Annotated in this window: 14 protein-coding genes, 1 tRNA gene, 1 rRNA gene and 1 pseudogene; 3 read left to right on the top strand and 14 right to left on the bottom strand. The window is 44.3% G+C overall.

The genetic code is table 11. The features are described 5' to 3' along the window. The first annotated feature begins 101 nt into the window (after positions 1 to 101). The gene (tadA, locus tag C1T21_RS25455; protein WP_103050239.1) at positions 102 to 602 is read left to right on the top strand and encodes a tRNA adenosine(34) deaminase TadA; all 501 of its coding nucleotides are present in this window, start codon (positions 102 to 104) and stop codon (positions 600 to 602) included. A 60-nt stretch (positions 603 to 662) separates the two neighbouring features. After that, positions 663 to 1229, top strand: a complete 567-nt coding sequence (locus C1T21_RS25460; RefSeq protein WP_103050240.1) for a GNAT family N-acetyltransferase — start codon at positions 663 to 665, stop codon at positions 1227 to 1229. A 115-nt stretch (positions 1230 to 1344) separates the two neighbouring features. Here the strand turns inward: C1T21_RS25460 and C1T21_RS25465 are convergent, their stop codons facing one another. The 6 genes and pseudogenes from C1T21_RS25465 to C1T21_RS25490 form a co-directional block, all read right to left on the bottom strand. Continuing rightward, the gene (locus tag C1T21_RS25465) at positions 1345 to 2421 is read right to left on the bottom strand and encodes a hypothetical protein (RefSeq protein ID WP_053324341.1); all 1077 of its coding nucleotides are present in this window, start codon (positions 2419 to 2421) and stop codon (positions 1345 to 1347) included. Positions 2422 to 2619: 198 nt separating this feature from the next. Further along, positions 2620 to 2775: a small acid-soluble spore protein P gene (locus C1T21_RS25470; protein ID WP_029514956.1), complete on the bottom strand. Its 156-nt coding sequence runs from the start codon at positions 2773 to 2775 to the stop codon at positions 2620 to 2622. 72 nt (positions 2776 to 2847) lie between these two features. Next, on the bottom strand, positions 2848 to 3018 hold the full coding sequence (locus tag C1T21_RS27505) for a hypothetical protein (protein WP_007428073.1): 171 nt from the start codon (positions 3016 to 3018) through the stop codon (positions 2848 to 2850). 28 nt (positions 3019 to 3046) lie between these two features. Continuing rightward, positions 3047 to 3388, bottom strand: coding sequence for a hypothetical protein (locus C1T21_RS25475; protein WP_029514958.1), 342 nt, complete (start codon positions 3386 to 3388; stop codon positions 3047 to 3049). A gap of 378 nt (positions 3389 to 3766) precedes the next feature. Then, positions 3767 to 4714, bottom strand: a complete 948-nt coding sequence (locus tag C1T21_RS25485; RefSeq protein WP_103050241.1) for an NAD(P)-dependent oxidoreductase — start codon at positions 4712 to 4714, stop codon at positions 3767 to 3769. A gap of 63 nt (positions 4715 to 4777) precedes the next feature. Beyond that, positions 4778 to 4963, bottom strand: a pseudogene (locus C1T21_RS25490) (phosphate acyltransferase); the annotation flags it as partial. Between the two features lie 199 nt (positions 4964 to 5162). Here C1T21_RS25490 and C1T21_RS25495 point away from each other — a divergent pair. Continuing rightward, the gene (locus C1T21_RS25495; RefSeq protein WP_103050242.1) at positions 5163 to 6047 is read left to right on the top strand and encodes a LysR family transcriptional regulator; all 885 of its coding nucleotides are present in this window, start codon (positions 5163 to 5165) and stop codon (positions 6045 to 6047) included. A 31-nt stretch (positions 6048 to 6078) separates the two neighbouring features. Here the strand turns inward: C1T21_RS25495 and C1T21_RS25500 are convergent, their stop codons facing one another. From C1T21_RS25500 to rrf, 8 genes are all read right to left on the bottom strand, one after another. Further along, positions 6079 to 6309 (bottom strand): hypothetical protein, encoded by a 231-nt coding sequence (locus C1T21_RS25500; RefSeq protein ID WP_069290776.1) that lies wholly within the window; start codon positions 6307 to 6309, stop codon positions 6079 to 6081. Positions 6310 to 6445: 136 nt separating this feature from the next. Continuing rightward, positions 6446 to 6531: transfer RNA gene (locus tag C1T21_RS25505), tRNA-Ser, on the bottom strand. Positions 6532 to 6620: 89 nt separating this feature from the next. Then, a complete protein-coding gene (gene serS / locus C1T21_RS25510) occupies positions 6621 to 7904 on the bottom strand; it encodes a serine--tRNA ligase (protein WP_103050243.1) in 1284 nt (427 codons plus the stop codon). Positions 7905 to 7939: 35 nt separating this feature from the next. Next, positions 7940 to 8506, bottom strand: coding sequence for a pyridoxal 5'-phosphate synthase glutaminase subunit PdxT (pdxT, locus tag C1T21_RS25515; RefSeq protein WP_103050244.1), 567 nt, complete (start codon positions 8504 to 8506; stop codon positions 7940 to 7942). Between the two features lie 16 nt (positions 8507 to 8522). Further along, the gene (pdxS, locus tag C1T21_RS25520) at positions 8523 to 9404 is read right to left on the bottom strand and encodes a pyridoxal 5'-phosphate synthase lyase subunit PdxS (protein ID WP_061831829.1); all 882 of its coding nucleotides are present in this window, start codon (positions 9402 to 9404) and stop codon (positions 8523 to 8525) included. Between the two features lie 130 nt (positions 9405 to 9534). Next, positions 9535 to 10923: a D-alanyl-D-alanine carboxypeptidase family protein gene (locus tag C1T21_RS25525; protein ID WP_103050245.1), complete on the bottom strand. Its 1389-nt coding sequence runs from the start codon at positions 10921 to 10923 to the stop codon at positions 9535 to 9537. Positions 10924 to 11250: 327 nt separating this feature from the next. After that, a complete protein-coding gene (gene guaB, locus C1T21_RS25530) occupies positions 11251 to 12708 on the bottom strand; it encodes an IMP dehydrogenase (protein ID WP_013308172.1) in 1458 nt (485 codons plus the stop codon). A gap of 346 nt (positions 12709 to 13054) precedes the next feature. Next, positions 13055 to 13171, bottom strand: a 5S ribosomal RNA gene (rrf, locus tag C1T21_RS25535). Positions 13172 to 13308: the final 137 nt, after the last annotated feature.

The following is a 13308-nucleotide window of genomic DNA, read 5'->3' on the forward strand; positions in this document are numbered from 1 at the left end:
GTGGACAAGTGCCATGTTATCCACAATTTTATTCACATCATGTTAACAACGGAATATTTGTTCGTTGGATAATTCCGCGTTTTGAAAGGAGCATTTTCCCAGTGACCACCATGGATCACGCCTATTGGATGAAAGAAGCCATTCAGGAAGCATATAAGGCAGAAACGTTAGGTGAAGTCCCTATCGGGGCTGTCATCGTAAAAGATAATGAAATCATCGGTCGCGGCTACAATTTGCGCGAGACGGATGCTGACCCAACCGCACATGCAGAGATGGTTGCCATTCGTCAGGCCAGTGAGCACTTAGGCGCTTGGCGCCTGCTGGATTGTAGGCTGTATGTCACTCTGGAGCCGTGTCCAATGTGCGCCGGAGCCATTGTTCAATCACGGGTTCCCCATTTGATATACGGAACTACAGATCCCAAGGCAGGCTGCGCAGGCACGCTGATGAATTTATTACAGGAGCCTCGGTTTAATCACTGTACAGAAGTAACTAGTGGTGTACTGCAGGAGGAATGCGCCTCGCTGCTAACGAGCTTTTTTCGGCATCTCCGGCAAAAAAGAGCGGCAGCCAAATTGTCTCCTCCCCCATCCTCATCCTGAGGGGGAAAAGTCCAAAATAATTCATCTTATTGCTAATTCTCAATGGAAGGAGATCAATCCATGCCTATGAGCTTGTATAATACGCCTCAAGGTATCTTTTTACGGCCATTTAGCTTGGCGGATAGCGAAGCCCTTCTCGCCCTTAGGGTGCGAAATAGGGAGTCACATGCGCTGTACGAGCCGCTTTACGAGGATTCATTTTTCACATTAGAGAAACAGCAGGATTACATCCGTCAGAGGCTGCGGCAAGCCGAAGAGGATCGAGGGTACACGTTCGGCATCTTTCTCTTAAAGGAGGAGCGACTTATCGGTTATGTTTCCATTTCCAATTTAGTACGTGGAGTTGGACAATTCGCTGATATCGGCTACATGATGGATCATCATGAACAGGGTAAAGGACATATGACTGCTGCCTTGAAGTTGACCATACAATATGCCTTTCGTGCCTTATCTCTACATCGTCTCCAAGCGGGTACTCTTTTGCATAATGATCGTTCACAACGTGTATTAGAAAAGTGCGGATTCCAGCCAGAAGGCACTGCTCGCAAGCTTGTACAGATTCAGGGCACATGGCAGGATCACCAGATGTTTGGACTTTTGGCTGAGGATGACGTGTGGCAGAGCTAAATGACTGCACAGGGACAACATTGGCAGTAAACAAAAAACCGCTCGGCATAAGCCGAGCGGTTTTCTTACATCATATTCGAAAAAAATGATGTTTTGCAATCATGTCATCCCATAATTAAGGAGCAACAGTTTGCATTTTTTGTTGCAGTTGTTCCATAGTCAGGACTTGATCACCCGTTGGAATACCCACTTTAAATGCTGCTTTAGCATTGATTTTGCTGTATTGCGTGTAGCCTGTTACGGACAATTTTACATTGTCTTTTGTAGCCGGATCATTCATCTCTACATTCGCATTCAGGTCTTGATACACAGGAATGTCATCCTTGTTCAAAGCTGTGTTAATATCAAACTGTTTCACTGTCAAGTAGTTTTTCAACTCATCCAGCTTTTTGCTAACTTCGCTGGTGTTGGATTGCAGTTCTTTCTTCGCTTCAGCCAGCTCTTCCTTCTTCACTTGAAGCATACCAGCATATTCATCTTTAGACATCACATCAAGGACTTTAGGAAGCGCCTTAGTGATAAATGTATTGGTCGCTTGCTTCACATTGTCGTTCGTTATTTTGAACTGAACTACTTGTTTAGCTTCAACGCCTTGTGGCAATTTAGCGTCTTTAGGATCAATATCAAAGAAGTACGTAGCTTGATCATACTCGTTCATAATAGCAGCAATCACTTCATTCGCAAATTTCTGCGATTTTTCCTGATCCATGGCTGCAGGATTAAATTCTTGTCCTGATTGTTTAGCCAGTTCTTGTGGATCAATGATCAGGAATTTACCTACAACATCCTGTGGAAGCGGGTAAAATGGAATATTAGGAATTTTAACGTACAGTTTATCTTTAGTCATTACCATTGGAATCGTGAAGCTGGTGGAAAGATCACCTTTCAAATGAATGCCGAGCGTCATTTCAGATTGGAAAGGTTCTTTTTGGTATACACCATCCAGCGTAATATCAGCATTTTTCAGCATGCTAGTTACCATTGCACTTTGCTCACTTGGAACAGAAGCGGATGTAATGGTCAGTTCCTTAATCGTGAATTGACTTTTGGATTCATAAGAGTTCAACTTCATTGCATTAGCTGTACCGGTCGTAACAGCTTCCTTCGGTTCTAACTTCTTACTACAACCTACCAGGGCTACCGTCAAAAGCAACACCATAGTGAGTACCAAGACGGATAACTTTTTACTCATTGTGTAGATTCTCTCCTCTCGTAATTAACCCCTTTTTTATGCTAACAAAAAAAATACACACCTCCTATTTTAACTCATATTCTCAAACGGCGAAACACTTATTGGAAAATTTTCTTACAATAAGCACAAAGACACCCTGGCTCTCTAACCAGGGTGTCTTACACTATGCAATATATTTTAGGAGAAAGGTCTGCCTGCTTATGAGCCTTCTCTATTATGGTGATCCACGTGATTCCGCTGTTTCACCTTCTTGGAACCGGATAACGGCTCCTGCTGATGACTACGCTCACGCTTTTCGTTACTTCCACCAGAATCCTGTGCTTCGGGGACAGGAATGGCTTTAGGCTTGCCCATTTATGCATCCTCCATTCTCAGTCTATATTTGTGGTACATCAACGAATCCGTTTATTACCATTAAAAATAGGACTATAGATGGTGTAGATCTTCCGTTTTATCGTGATTTAGTGAATCCTGATGACGGCGATCATTACGATCCTGCTGCACTTGCTGTGCCTGATGACTATTAACTGGACGCTGCTCCAAATCATCAACAATGTTAGACAGGTTTTTATCCAGTCCGTTTTTGGCTTTTGTCATGTAGCCTTCCTCCTCATTCCTTCATGACCTACGAATGCGTCAACGACTGTAATGTTTGGGCACATTGGTGAATATGCCGAGTATAATCGGACACTAGCTGCTGAATGATATCTGTTCGTTCATCCACAGACTGTCCGTCCCGCTCTACATCGACTAAGCTAACCTGTACTTCCCGGGAGTCTACATAAGTACATGCAAAATCAAAGGAGTACATTTGTCGGCCTTCAACCTCGATGTGGATTCGTATAGCCCGGTTGTCGGCTTCATCTGCCTGTACCTGTGATTTGTCCCCTGAATTCAAAAGAATCGGCAGTTGTTCCTGCCAGGCCTCTACCAGCTTTTGCTGATCTACTGTCATTTCTCGATTCATGCCAGCACCTCCACATTTGATAACGTGTGAAAAAAACGAGCTTTTTATACAACAAAAAAGCCATTCCCCACGATTTCTGATCATTGGCGTATAAAGGCCAATGTACCAGCTATCGTATTCGAATGGCTTGGTTTATTTTAGAATATGGCGGAGAGGATGGGATTCGAACCCATGTGGGCTTGCACCCTAACGGTTTTCAAGACCGTTACTACCTATGAAAAGCCGCCGAGCCTTGGTATGACTGGGTTTGTGAAGTCTAATGCAAGAACCGCTACAACTGCTGGCCTGTCTGTAACGCTGCCGTGTCCCCCTTGCCATTATCTGGAGGCAACCAGGTGCACGGAGCTGCCCCGATAGCTCATTTTTATTGCACCAAAACTATAATAACTGATTGAGCTTGCTTTCAGGCTCTTCACCATTTTCTACACGTTTTATATTGTTTATAAAGAAATCATATCTTTTTTTATGAAATTTTCGACCATCAGGCATTCCTGCTGTATGGGGAGTAAGTATCACATTACCCAGATTCCGGAGCTCACTGTCAATAGGAAGCGGTTCAGATTCAAACACATCCAGGCATGCGCCTGAAATATCCCCGTTTTTTAATGCATCAATCAAGTCTCTTTCGCTGACAATCCCGCCGCGGGCTGTATTGATAAAAAGAGCGGTATTCTTCATTTTCTTGAATGCCGCTTTGTTGATCAGTTGTTTGGTTTGCTGATTCAAGGGTACATGTACACTGACTATATCCGATGTGCTTACAAGAGTATCGAAATCCGTCATTTTCACAAAACCGTCAGATTGTACAAGAGCATTTCTCGCATAAGCCAGCACATTCATATCAAACACCCTGCAAAATGCAGCTACTTTTTTCCCGATAGCGCCCAAACCGATAATCCCAATCGTTTTGCCTTTTAATTCACTCCCTGTATAGTCCAATTGGTTTTCATCCATCCTGTTTTTCATGAAAGTATCAAGAAACGGTATGTTTTTATAATAAGACAATATCAGTGCCATTACGTGCTCGGCCACTGCCTGTGCATTCACTCCTGCAGCATTGGCCACCCAAATGCCGAGCTGTGTACAGGCAGGGACATCTACATTATCAAATCCTGCACCCGTCTGTACCAATTTTAATTTTTTTGCGATAGAAAGCAGGCTGTGATCCACTTTAATATGTTCAGGGATGATTACCTGGCAATCTTCAATATGATGCAGCATTTCTTTTCCGGGCGGGACAATTACAACATTCCAGTCTTGAGGAAAATACCTTACAATATTTGATTTCGAGGTCTCGCTAAAATAGCCAACTATGAGAATCTTCATTGCTAAACCACCTTTCATTACCTATACCATTCTTCGAAGAAAACCCGTTTGATGATCTTCATTTTATCCTTTTGAAGGAGAAGTGATTATTTCCATATTATAGACTTCATCGGCAGTACAACCTCTTGAAAGGTCATTGATCGGTGCATTTAGCCGCTGCAGGATCGGACCATATGCCTCAAAGTTTCCAAGACGCTGCGCTACCTTACAACCAATATTACCGGCATGAATACCTGGGAATATGAAAACGTACTATAATAAAGCAACTTTTAGAGCAATGGAAAAGACTTTTGCTGTTCTTGCCGTTTCAACAGCAATCTAATTCCAGTGAAAAAACATTTGCCCCTCGTCTTTATTAACGATAATTTTAAACATAAAGAATAATGTTGTAAAACTCAAATATTTTGTGAACTATATTAATCATTTCTATATATTGAGGAGGTATTCTATGTATTTTCCTGGGATTGAAGCGTTTTTAGCTATCGTACGAACCGAGAGTATAAGCAAAGCGGCCGAATTGCTGCACCTGTCACAAGCTACGGTGAGCTATCGGTTAAAGACATTGGAACAGGAAATGGGTGGCCTTTTGGTTGAGCGAAGAAAAGGGGCACCCAAAATCAGTCTGACCCCAAAAGGGGAAAACTTTTTTAGCATTGCGGAAAGATGGGATGCTCTCTGGAGGGAAACACAAATCTTGCAGGCTAGCGGTTCGCAGTTAAGTCTGGCAATAAGCGCTGCCGAAAGTATAAGTCAATTTGTTTTGCCTTCTGTATATAGAATGCTTAATCAGCATACCCCGTCCATCCGACTGCAAATTCGTACGCAGCATACTCAGGAAGCTTTTGATAGTATTGAGCGGCGCGAGATGGATGTGGCGTTTGTGGTGCGAGAAATCGTGTCGCCTAGTGTCACTGTTAAACCGTTTTTTACTGAAGAAATGATGCTGTTGCGCCTGGCTGTGTCGGGGCGGCAGGCCGGAGATACTGTTGAAATGGAAGAATTGGCGGCGCAAGACGAAGTCTTCATAAATTGGAATAGAGAGTTTCAATTCAGACATGACCAGTGGTGGGACCCTCTTTGCCCGTCCCGTGTTCATCTGGACTCAGCGGGACTCATCACTACTTTTTTGAAGGACGCCAGACAATGGACGATAGTTCCCGCTTCGATTGGCGCACATATGATGCGGATGGGAGATTTTGTTCTTCAGAAACTATCGGTATCGGTGCCTCCAAGAATATGCTATAAGGTAACTCATAAGTTTCCAAACCAAGCTTTACACGAGCCCCTTCGTATTCTTGATAACTATCTGCAAGATATATTTGGAATACAATGATCTGACCTGTCGAGATATTAGTTGCAATTGATTATGGGCCTGCAAACTGATGTATGAAAAAAATAGAGTATGCGGTGTAATAGCGTTTGAACAGCCCCTCCAGTGTCAGAATCTCAGGCGATACGCTCGCTCTCTCATCCTGCGCCACCCGAGACGTTTCCAAAACCGATGGACTCAGACGGTCAAGAAACCGCTGGGGAATGTCCAAACTATTCTTCCGCTGCCCGCGTTTACGCGGTTTGCCCCCCGTGTTTGTATTCATAATCCTATACCTCCGTCAGATGTTTATCCAACGGTCACGAACACAAAAAAACGCACCACACCGCTATCCAACGGTAAAGTGCGTTTCAATCATACTTGCTACAAATCCTTATGCAGCAAGGAAATTATTAAACTGACGGAGAGGATGGGATTCGAACCCATGTGAGCTTGCACTCTAACGGTTTTCAAGACCGCCCCGTTATGACCGCTTCGGTACCTCTCCAGGTGGTAAATGGATAAAGCTGCTTCCCTTTTAAACATACTCAGGCGCAACAAAATTATTTTACCACAGATCTTCTAAGAATGCAACACTTACTGTTTAGGAGCAATAACCTCAATGCCTCGCATGTATGAACGCAACACTTCTGGGATCACGATGCTTCCGTCCTCTTGCTGATAGTTCTCCAAAATAGCAGCCACAGTCCGCCCTACAGCCAATCCTGAACCGTTCAGCGTATGTACAAATTCAGGCTTTGCCTTCGAATCTGGACGAAACCGGATGTTCGCACGACGCGCTTGGAAGTCTTCCGTATTTGAACAGGAAGAAATCTCACGGTACATGCCACTCTCAGGCAACCATACTTCCAGATCGTACGTTTTGGCAGACGTAAAACCCATATCTCCAGTGCAAAGTGCCAGCACGCGATATGGAAGTCCGAGCAGCTGTAAAACACGCTCAGCGTTATTCGTCATTTTCTCCAATTCCTCATAAGAGGTATCCGGGTGAACCAGCTTAAGCATCTCTACCTTATTGAACTGATGCTGACGGATCAGGCCACGTGTATCACGTCCTGCTGATCCTGCCTCCGAGCGAAAGCAAGAGCTGTATGCCACATAATATTTCGGAAGCTGGTCCGCATTCATAATCTCTTCACGGTGGTAGTTCGTTACCGGAACTTCAGCAGTAGGAATGAGATAATACTCAGTATCACGCAGCTTGAACAAATCTTCTTCAAACTTCGGAAGTTGACCCGTTCCGTACAAACTGTCCCGATTTACAATGTATGGAGGAAGCATTTCTTCATAACCATGCTCACTGCTGTGCAGATCCATCATAAAGTTAATCAGCGCACGCTCTAATCTTGCTCCCAGTCCTTTGTAGAACGTAAAACGAGAACCCGTTACCTTGGCTGCTGCCTCAAAATCAAGGATATCTAGATCCTGAGCCAATTCCCAATGCGCTTTGGGTGTAAAAGAAAACTCGCGCGGTTCCGACCAGCGACGGATTTCTACATTATCCTCTTCCGATGCGCCTACAGGTACTGTATCATTCGGAATATTCGGAATAGACATTACCAATTCATCGATCTGAACTTCCAGTTCGCGTACTTGCTCATCTAATTCTTTGATACGATCGGAGACTTGACGCATTTCTGCAATAAGATCATCCGCATTTTCCTTGTTCTTCTTCAACTTGGCTACTTCACCGGATACCACGTTCCGACGATTTTTGAGCCCTTCACTTTCCTGAAGTAACTCACGACGGCTTACATCCAGATCTGTAAAACCATTAATCAGATCCAGAGATTTCCCCCTGTTCTGCAAAGCTTTCTCAACCCGACTAAGCTCATTACGTAAAATCTTTATATCTAACACAGGTAATCCCTCCTACACTACAAACCTGACTTTCACTATCCGCGGACCATATCCACAAAATATTGATGTAACCGGTAATCGTCTGTTAACTCCGGATGGAAGGATGAAGCCAGCAAATGACCCTGACGGGCTGCCACGATCTCGCCGTTATACTCAGACAGCACATCTACTCCCGTTCCAACAGACTGAATTAATGGCGCGCGTATAAATACAGCACGAACCGGTTCCTCAATCCCTTTAATGTTCAAGTCTGTTTCAAAGCTCTCTCTTTGGCGACCAAATGCATTACGCGATACTGTAATATCCATGAGTCCCAAATGTGCTTCTTCCTGTCCTTGAATCGTTTTAGCCAGTACAATCAATCCCGCACAAGTGCCAAATACAGGCTTGCCTTGATTGGAAAACTGACGTATAGCCTCTATGAAATCATACTTGCGCATTAGCTTACCAATAGTAGTGCTTTCACCACCGGGAATGATAAGACCGGACAGCTCATTGAGCTGTTCGATCTTCTTCACCGCTATACATTCCGCACCCGCACGTTCAACGCTACGTATATGTTCAGCTACAGCGCCTTGAAGCGACAATACACCTATTTTCATGCCGGCCCCTTCTTTCTTACCAACCACGATCCTGCATGCGCTCATGCGGTGCCAGTTTGGAAATTTCAATGCCTTTCATAGGAGTTCCCAAATTCTTGGAGACTTCTGCAATCAGCTTGTAATCCGTATAATGAGTGGTCGCTTCCACGATTGCACGTGCAAACTTCTCAGGGCTATCCGACTTGAAAATACCAGAACCTACAAAGACGCCATCAGCGCCTAAATGCATCATTAACGCGGCATCGGCAGGTGTTGCTACACCACCCGCTGCAAAATTGACCACTGGCAGTTTGCCAAGCTCATGCACTTCCAACAGCAGTTCATATGCAACTCCGAGGTTTTTCGCCTCTGCATACAGCTCGTCCTTCGACAAGTTTTGCACCTTGCGAATTTGACCATTGATAAAACGCATATGCCGAACGGCCTCAACAATATTCCCAGTCCCCGGTTCGCCCTTCGTACGGATCATAGATGCACCCTCACCAATACGACGCAGCGCTTCTCCCAGATCCTTGGCTCCACAAACAAATGGAACGGTGAACTCCCGCTTATCAATATGGAAAACTTCATCCGCAGGTGTCAGCACTTCGCTTTCATCGAGATAGTCAACACCGAGAGATTCCAGTACCTTTGCCTCTACATAGTGACCGATACGAGCCTTAGCCATAACAGGAATAGAAACAACCTTCATAACTTCTTCCACAATCGTTGGGTCAGCCATACGAGCAACCCCACCAGCTGCACGGATATCCGAAGGCACCCGTTCAAGAGCCATTACAGCTGTAGCTCCTGCTGCCTCTGCAATTTTAGCCTGCTCAGCGTTCATGACATCCATGATTACGCCACCTTTTTGCATCTCTGCCATACCTCTTTTTACACGCGAAGTTCCCGTTTCCATGTCGTTGCCTCCTATAAGGGTTACGTTTAGACTCTAACTTAATATTTTACCGCACGAATGCCAAATACACAATCATTTCAAGCTGCAAAATAAGTAATGAAAACAAGGTAGATCGCTTAGCTTCGCTTTTTTAGAAGAGGTTCTTAATTCCCTGGAACAGATCTCCGAAGAAATCACCGATTGCCCGGAAAAGCATCCGGAACCAGCCGCCCTCTTCTACTGCCGTCGTAGTAACCAGATCCACGGTTTTCGTCTGCCCTTTATCCACACCGTCTGTCTTGTACGTGTACGTAATTGTTCCGACTTTGGCCCCTTGCTTCAAAGGTGCCACCAGAGAGCTTGCTGGTGTAATGTTCGTTGTAAAGGTTACCTTAGGATTGCTCGCACCCTTAGGTACGATAAAGCTTACTGCATCCTTGGTGACGATCGGTACTTCTGTTTCCGTGCCTTTGGTCACTGGAACATTCTCAACACCCTTAACCACCGTCTTTGGAGCAATAACCTGCTTCACTTCAAAATTATCAAAACCATAGTTCAGCACTTTAGCTGTCTCTGTAAAACGGTGTGCATCTGAATCAGCTCCCATAACTACACTGATGAGACGCATTCCATTACGTTCAGCGGTTCCTGTAAAACAATTTCCTGCATTATTGGTATGACCTGTCTTCATTCCATCTAAGCCAGGATAAGCAAACTTTCTAAAGTTAGTAATATTTTTATTTTCTTCTAGCATCCAATTATAGTTAATAATTGGCGCTTTGTCGGTCGGACGGAATTTGTAAGATTGAATTGTGGTAAACCGTGTATAATCCGGATGGTCCTTAATGATGTAACCAGCCAGAGTAGCCGCGTCTCTCGCTGTCATCACAGTTTCCCTGTCTGTGTCTGGTTGAAACTCTGTAGGCATATCCTTACGATCCAAACCAGTCGAGTTGATAAAGTACGTATTTTTCATACCCATTTTCTGAGCTGTTTCATTCATTAGTTTTACAAAGTCCTGCTCGGTTCCAGATACGCGTTCAGCAAGGGCTACTGTTGCATCATTAGCAGAACCTACCGCCATTGCAATATAAAGCTCTTCTACCGTATGTTGATCCCCTTGAGCCAAAAAAATACGTGATCCAATGCTCTTAGAAGCATTCTCGTTAACCGTAACTTTATCCGTCCACTTGAGTTTACCTTGCTTAACCTGTTCAGCCACGATGTATTCTGTCATCATTTTAGTCATACTTGCTGGTGGAAGTGGCTCATCTGGATTCATAGACAGCAATACTTGCCCAGTGGAAGGCTCGATTAAAATGGCGGAACGTAGTGCCAGACTAGGGGGGTTAATAGAACCTGTCCCCGTAATATTGGTTGCCTGTGTTGCCGCTCCAGCTGCAAAAGTAGCCACGCTCGGATCGAAATTGCCTACCACAGGCAATGCTGACATATACATCATATTAAGCACCATGACTGCAGTCACACTCTTTTTAATCATGCTGCGTTTTGTATTTTGCTTTAAATTGTTCGCTTTCAAATGAATACAAACTCCTCTCGTACCTCAACCCGATCCGCTATGTATAACGAGACGGTGGTTACAGCCTCTACTTGGCCAATGTAATTAATGTTTTAATGTTATAAAACCAGTTTTATTTCGTTTTCTTAGTTGTATCCTGTCATGAGCATTTCCTGCTCGAATCTTCTTCACTGGTAGGAATCGTCCAAAAGACCTACATGCCCTAATTCATCAATAATTTCGTCATAAAGGCGGACACTTGTCTATTCTATCACAGGGGTATCTCTAAAAAAAGACAGGCAGAGCGAAATACGCTCTGCCTGTCGTCAAGTCTACTACAGCCGAACTTTATAGAGAGTAGTTTGGTGCTTCTTTCGTAATTTGCACATCATGCGGATGGCTCTCACGCAGACCAGCGCCTGTAATACGGATAAAGCTTGTATCGTTACGAAGCTCCTCAATATTAGCTGTACCGCAATAACCCATACCGGAACGAAGACCGCCCAACAGCTGATGAACAGTATCGGAAAGTGGTCCTTTATAAGCAACGCGTCCTTCGATGCCTTCCGGTACCAATTTCTTATCGTCATCTTGGAAATAACGATCTTTACTACCTTGCTTCATCGCAGCCATAGAACCCATACCACGATATACTTTAAAGCGGCGTCCTTGATAAATTTCAGACTCGCCTGGGCTTTCTTCCGTACCTGCAAAAAGACTTCCCAGCATTACCGCAGAAGCGCCTGCTGCAATGGCCTTTGTAATTTCACCGGAGTATTTAATACCACCGTCTGCAATGATCGGAATATTATATTCACGTGCTACTGTTGCACAATCATAAATTGCTGTTACTTGTGGAACACCAATCCCTGCGATTACGCGTGTTGTACAGATGGAGCCTGGACCAATACCGACTTTTACGACAGATGCTCCTGCTTCAATCAATTCGCGCGTTCCATCACCAGTAGCTACATTACCTGCTACAATCGTCAGATCAGGATAAGCTTCACGCAGCTTGCGGACCGCTTCAATAATGTTAATATGATGGCCGTGAGCAGAGTCCACGACAATCATATCCACACCAGCTTTTACAAGTGCTTCAGTCCGATCAAATGTATCCTTGGAAATGCCGACAGCCGCACCGACCAGAAGACGCCCTTGTGCATCTTTCGCTGCGTTCGGAAATTGAATAGCTTTCTCAATATCTTTAATGGTAATAAGACCTTTGAGATAATTTTCATCATCGACCAAAGGGAGCTTTTCAATTTTATGCTTTTGCAAAATGACTTCCGCTTCCTGTAAAGTCGTACCTACAGGTGCAGTTACCAGTTCTTCCTTCGTCATGACTTCACTAATTTTAAGGTTAAAATCGTGAATAAAGCGAAGATCGCGGTTAGTAATAATACCCACCAGTTTGTTTTCTTCGTTTACAACAGGTACACCAGAAATACGGTATTTACCCATAACTGCTTCAGCATCGGACACCAAATGATCCGGAGTCAATGAGAATGGGTTAGTGATAACACCGCTCTCCGAGCGTTTAACCCGATCCACCTCTACCGCTTGCTGTTCAATGGACATATTTTTATGAATAATACCGATACCGCCCTCACGAGCCATCGCGATTGCCAACACTGCCTCAGTAACAGTATCCATACCAGCACTCATCAAAGGAATATTTAGCTTTACGTTATCACTCAAACGAGTCGCCACGCTTACTTCTTTGGGCAGAACCACCGACTTGCGAGGTACCAGCAAAACATCGTCAAAGGTAAGGCCTTCCTTACCGAATTTATCTTCCCACACCAAGATGATCCTCCTTCAAATTGTTTAGTCTGTATTGGTCTTGTTGTCTGTCCGACATGGACAAATCAAGGCTCTCTGAAAATATATTATTGCAATCTTAGCAAAGCGGTATAGGGGTGTCAAGCCTTCATCAATAGCCCTAACCTTTAGTATTTCCCTGTACAAACAACTGTACTCCTACGAAGGACAACCTTTAAAAATAAGCGTTTCCAAAGGTAATGGCTATTCACAAAAGCATATCTCCTCTTTGAATGCGCACCATAGAAGCAATTATATAAGTGGTTTGTACCGTAATATACCAAAGAGGACCATGATCTCAATGAGATCATGGTCCTCTTTACTTGTTGCTTGGCGACGTCCTACTCTCCCAGGACCCTGCGGTCCAAGTACCATCGGCGCTGGAGGGCTTAACGGTCGTGTTCGGGATGGGTACGTGTGGAACCCCTCCGCTATCGCCACCAAACATGAATTTGCTGTGCAAATTCTACATTCAAGGTTACACCCTGAAAACTGGATCCGAAACTCATTTGCGTTTTGTTTTAGGATAAGCCCTCGACCGATTAGTATTGGTCAGCTCCATGCATTACTGCACTTCCACCC

It is taken from the genome of Paenibacillus sp. F4, assembly GCF_002894905.1.
Lineage (GTDB): Bacteria > Bacillota > Bacilli > Paenibacillales > Paenibacillaceae > Paenibacillus > Paenibacillus polymyxa_B.

Bases quoted from the DNA above. Each gene is read 5' to 3' on its own strand.
- C1T21_RS25485 (WP_103050241.1), bottom strand. From the start codon at position 4,714: ATGAAGATTCTCATAGTTGGCTATTTTAGCGAGACCTCGAAATCAAAT.
- C1T21_RS25465 (WP_053324341.1), bottom strand. From the start codon at position 2,421: ATGAGTAAAAAGTTATCCGTCTTGGTACTCACTATGGTGTTGCTTTTG.
- C1T21_RS25475 (WP_029514958.1), bottom strand. From the start codon at position 3,388: ATGAATCGAGAAATGACAGTAGATCAGCAAAAGCTGGTAGAGGCCTGG.
- C1T21_RS25495 (WP_103050242.1), top strand. From the start codon at position 5,163: ATGTATTTTCCTGGGATTGAAGCGTTTTTAGCTATCGTACGAACCGAG.
- pdxS (WP_061831829.1), bottom strand. From the start codon at position 9,404: ATGGAAACGGGAACTTCGCGTGTAAAAAGAGGTATGGCAGAGATGCAA.
- C1T21_RS25500 (WP_069290776.1), bottom strand. From the start codon at position 6,309: ATGAATACAAACACGGGGGGCAAACCGCGTAAACGCGGGCAGCGGAAG.
- C1T21_RS27505 (WP_007428073.1), bottom strand. From the start codon at position 3,018: ATGACAAAAGCCAAAAACGGACTGGATAAAAACCTGTCTAACATTGTT.
- pdxT (WP_103050244.1), bottom strand. From the start codon at position 8,506: ATGAAAATAGGTGTATTGTCGCTTCAAGGCGCTGTAGCTGAACATATA.
- C1T21_RS25470 (WP_029514956.1), bottom strand. From the start codon at position 2,775: ATGGGCAAGCCTAAAGCCATTCCTGTCCCCGAAGCACAGGATTCTGGT.
- C1T21_RS25460 (WP_103050240.1), top strand. From the start codon at position 663: ATGCCTATGAGCTTGTATAATACGCCTCAAGGTATCTTTTTACGGCCA.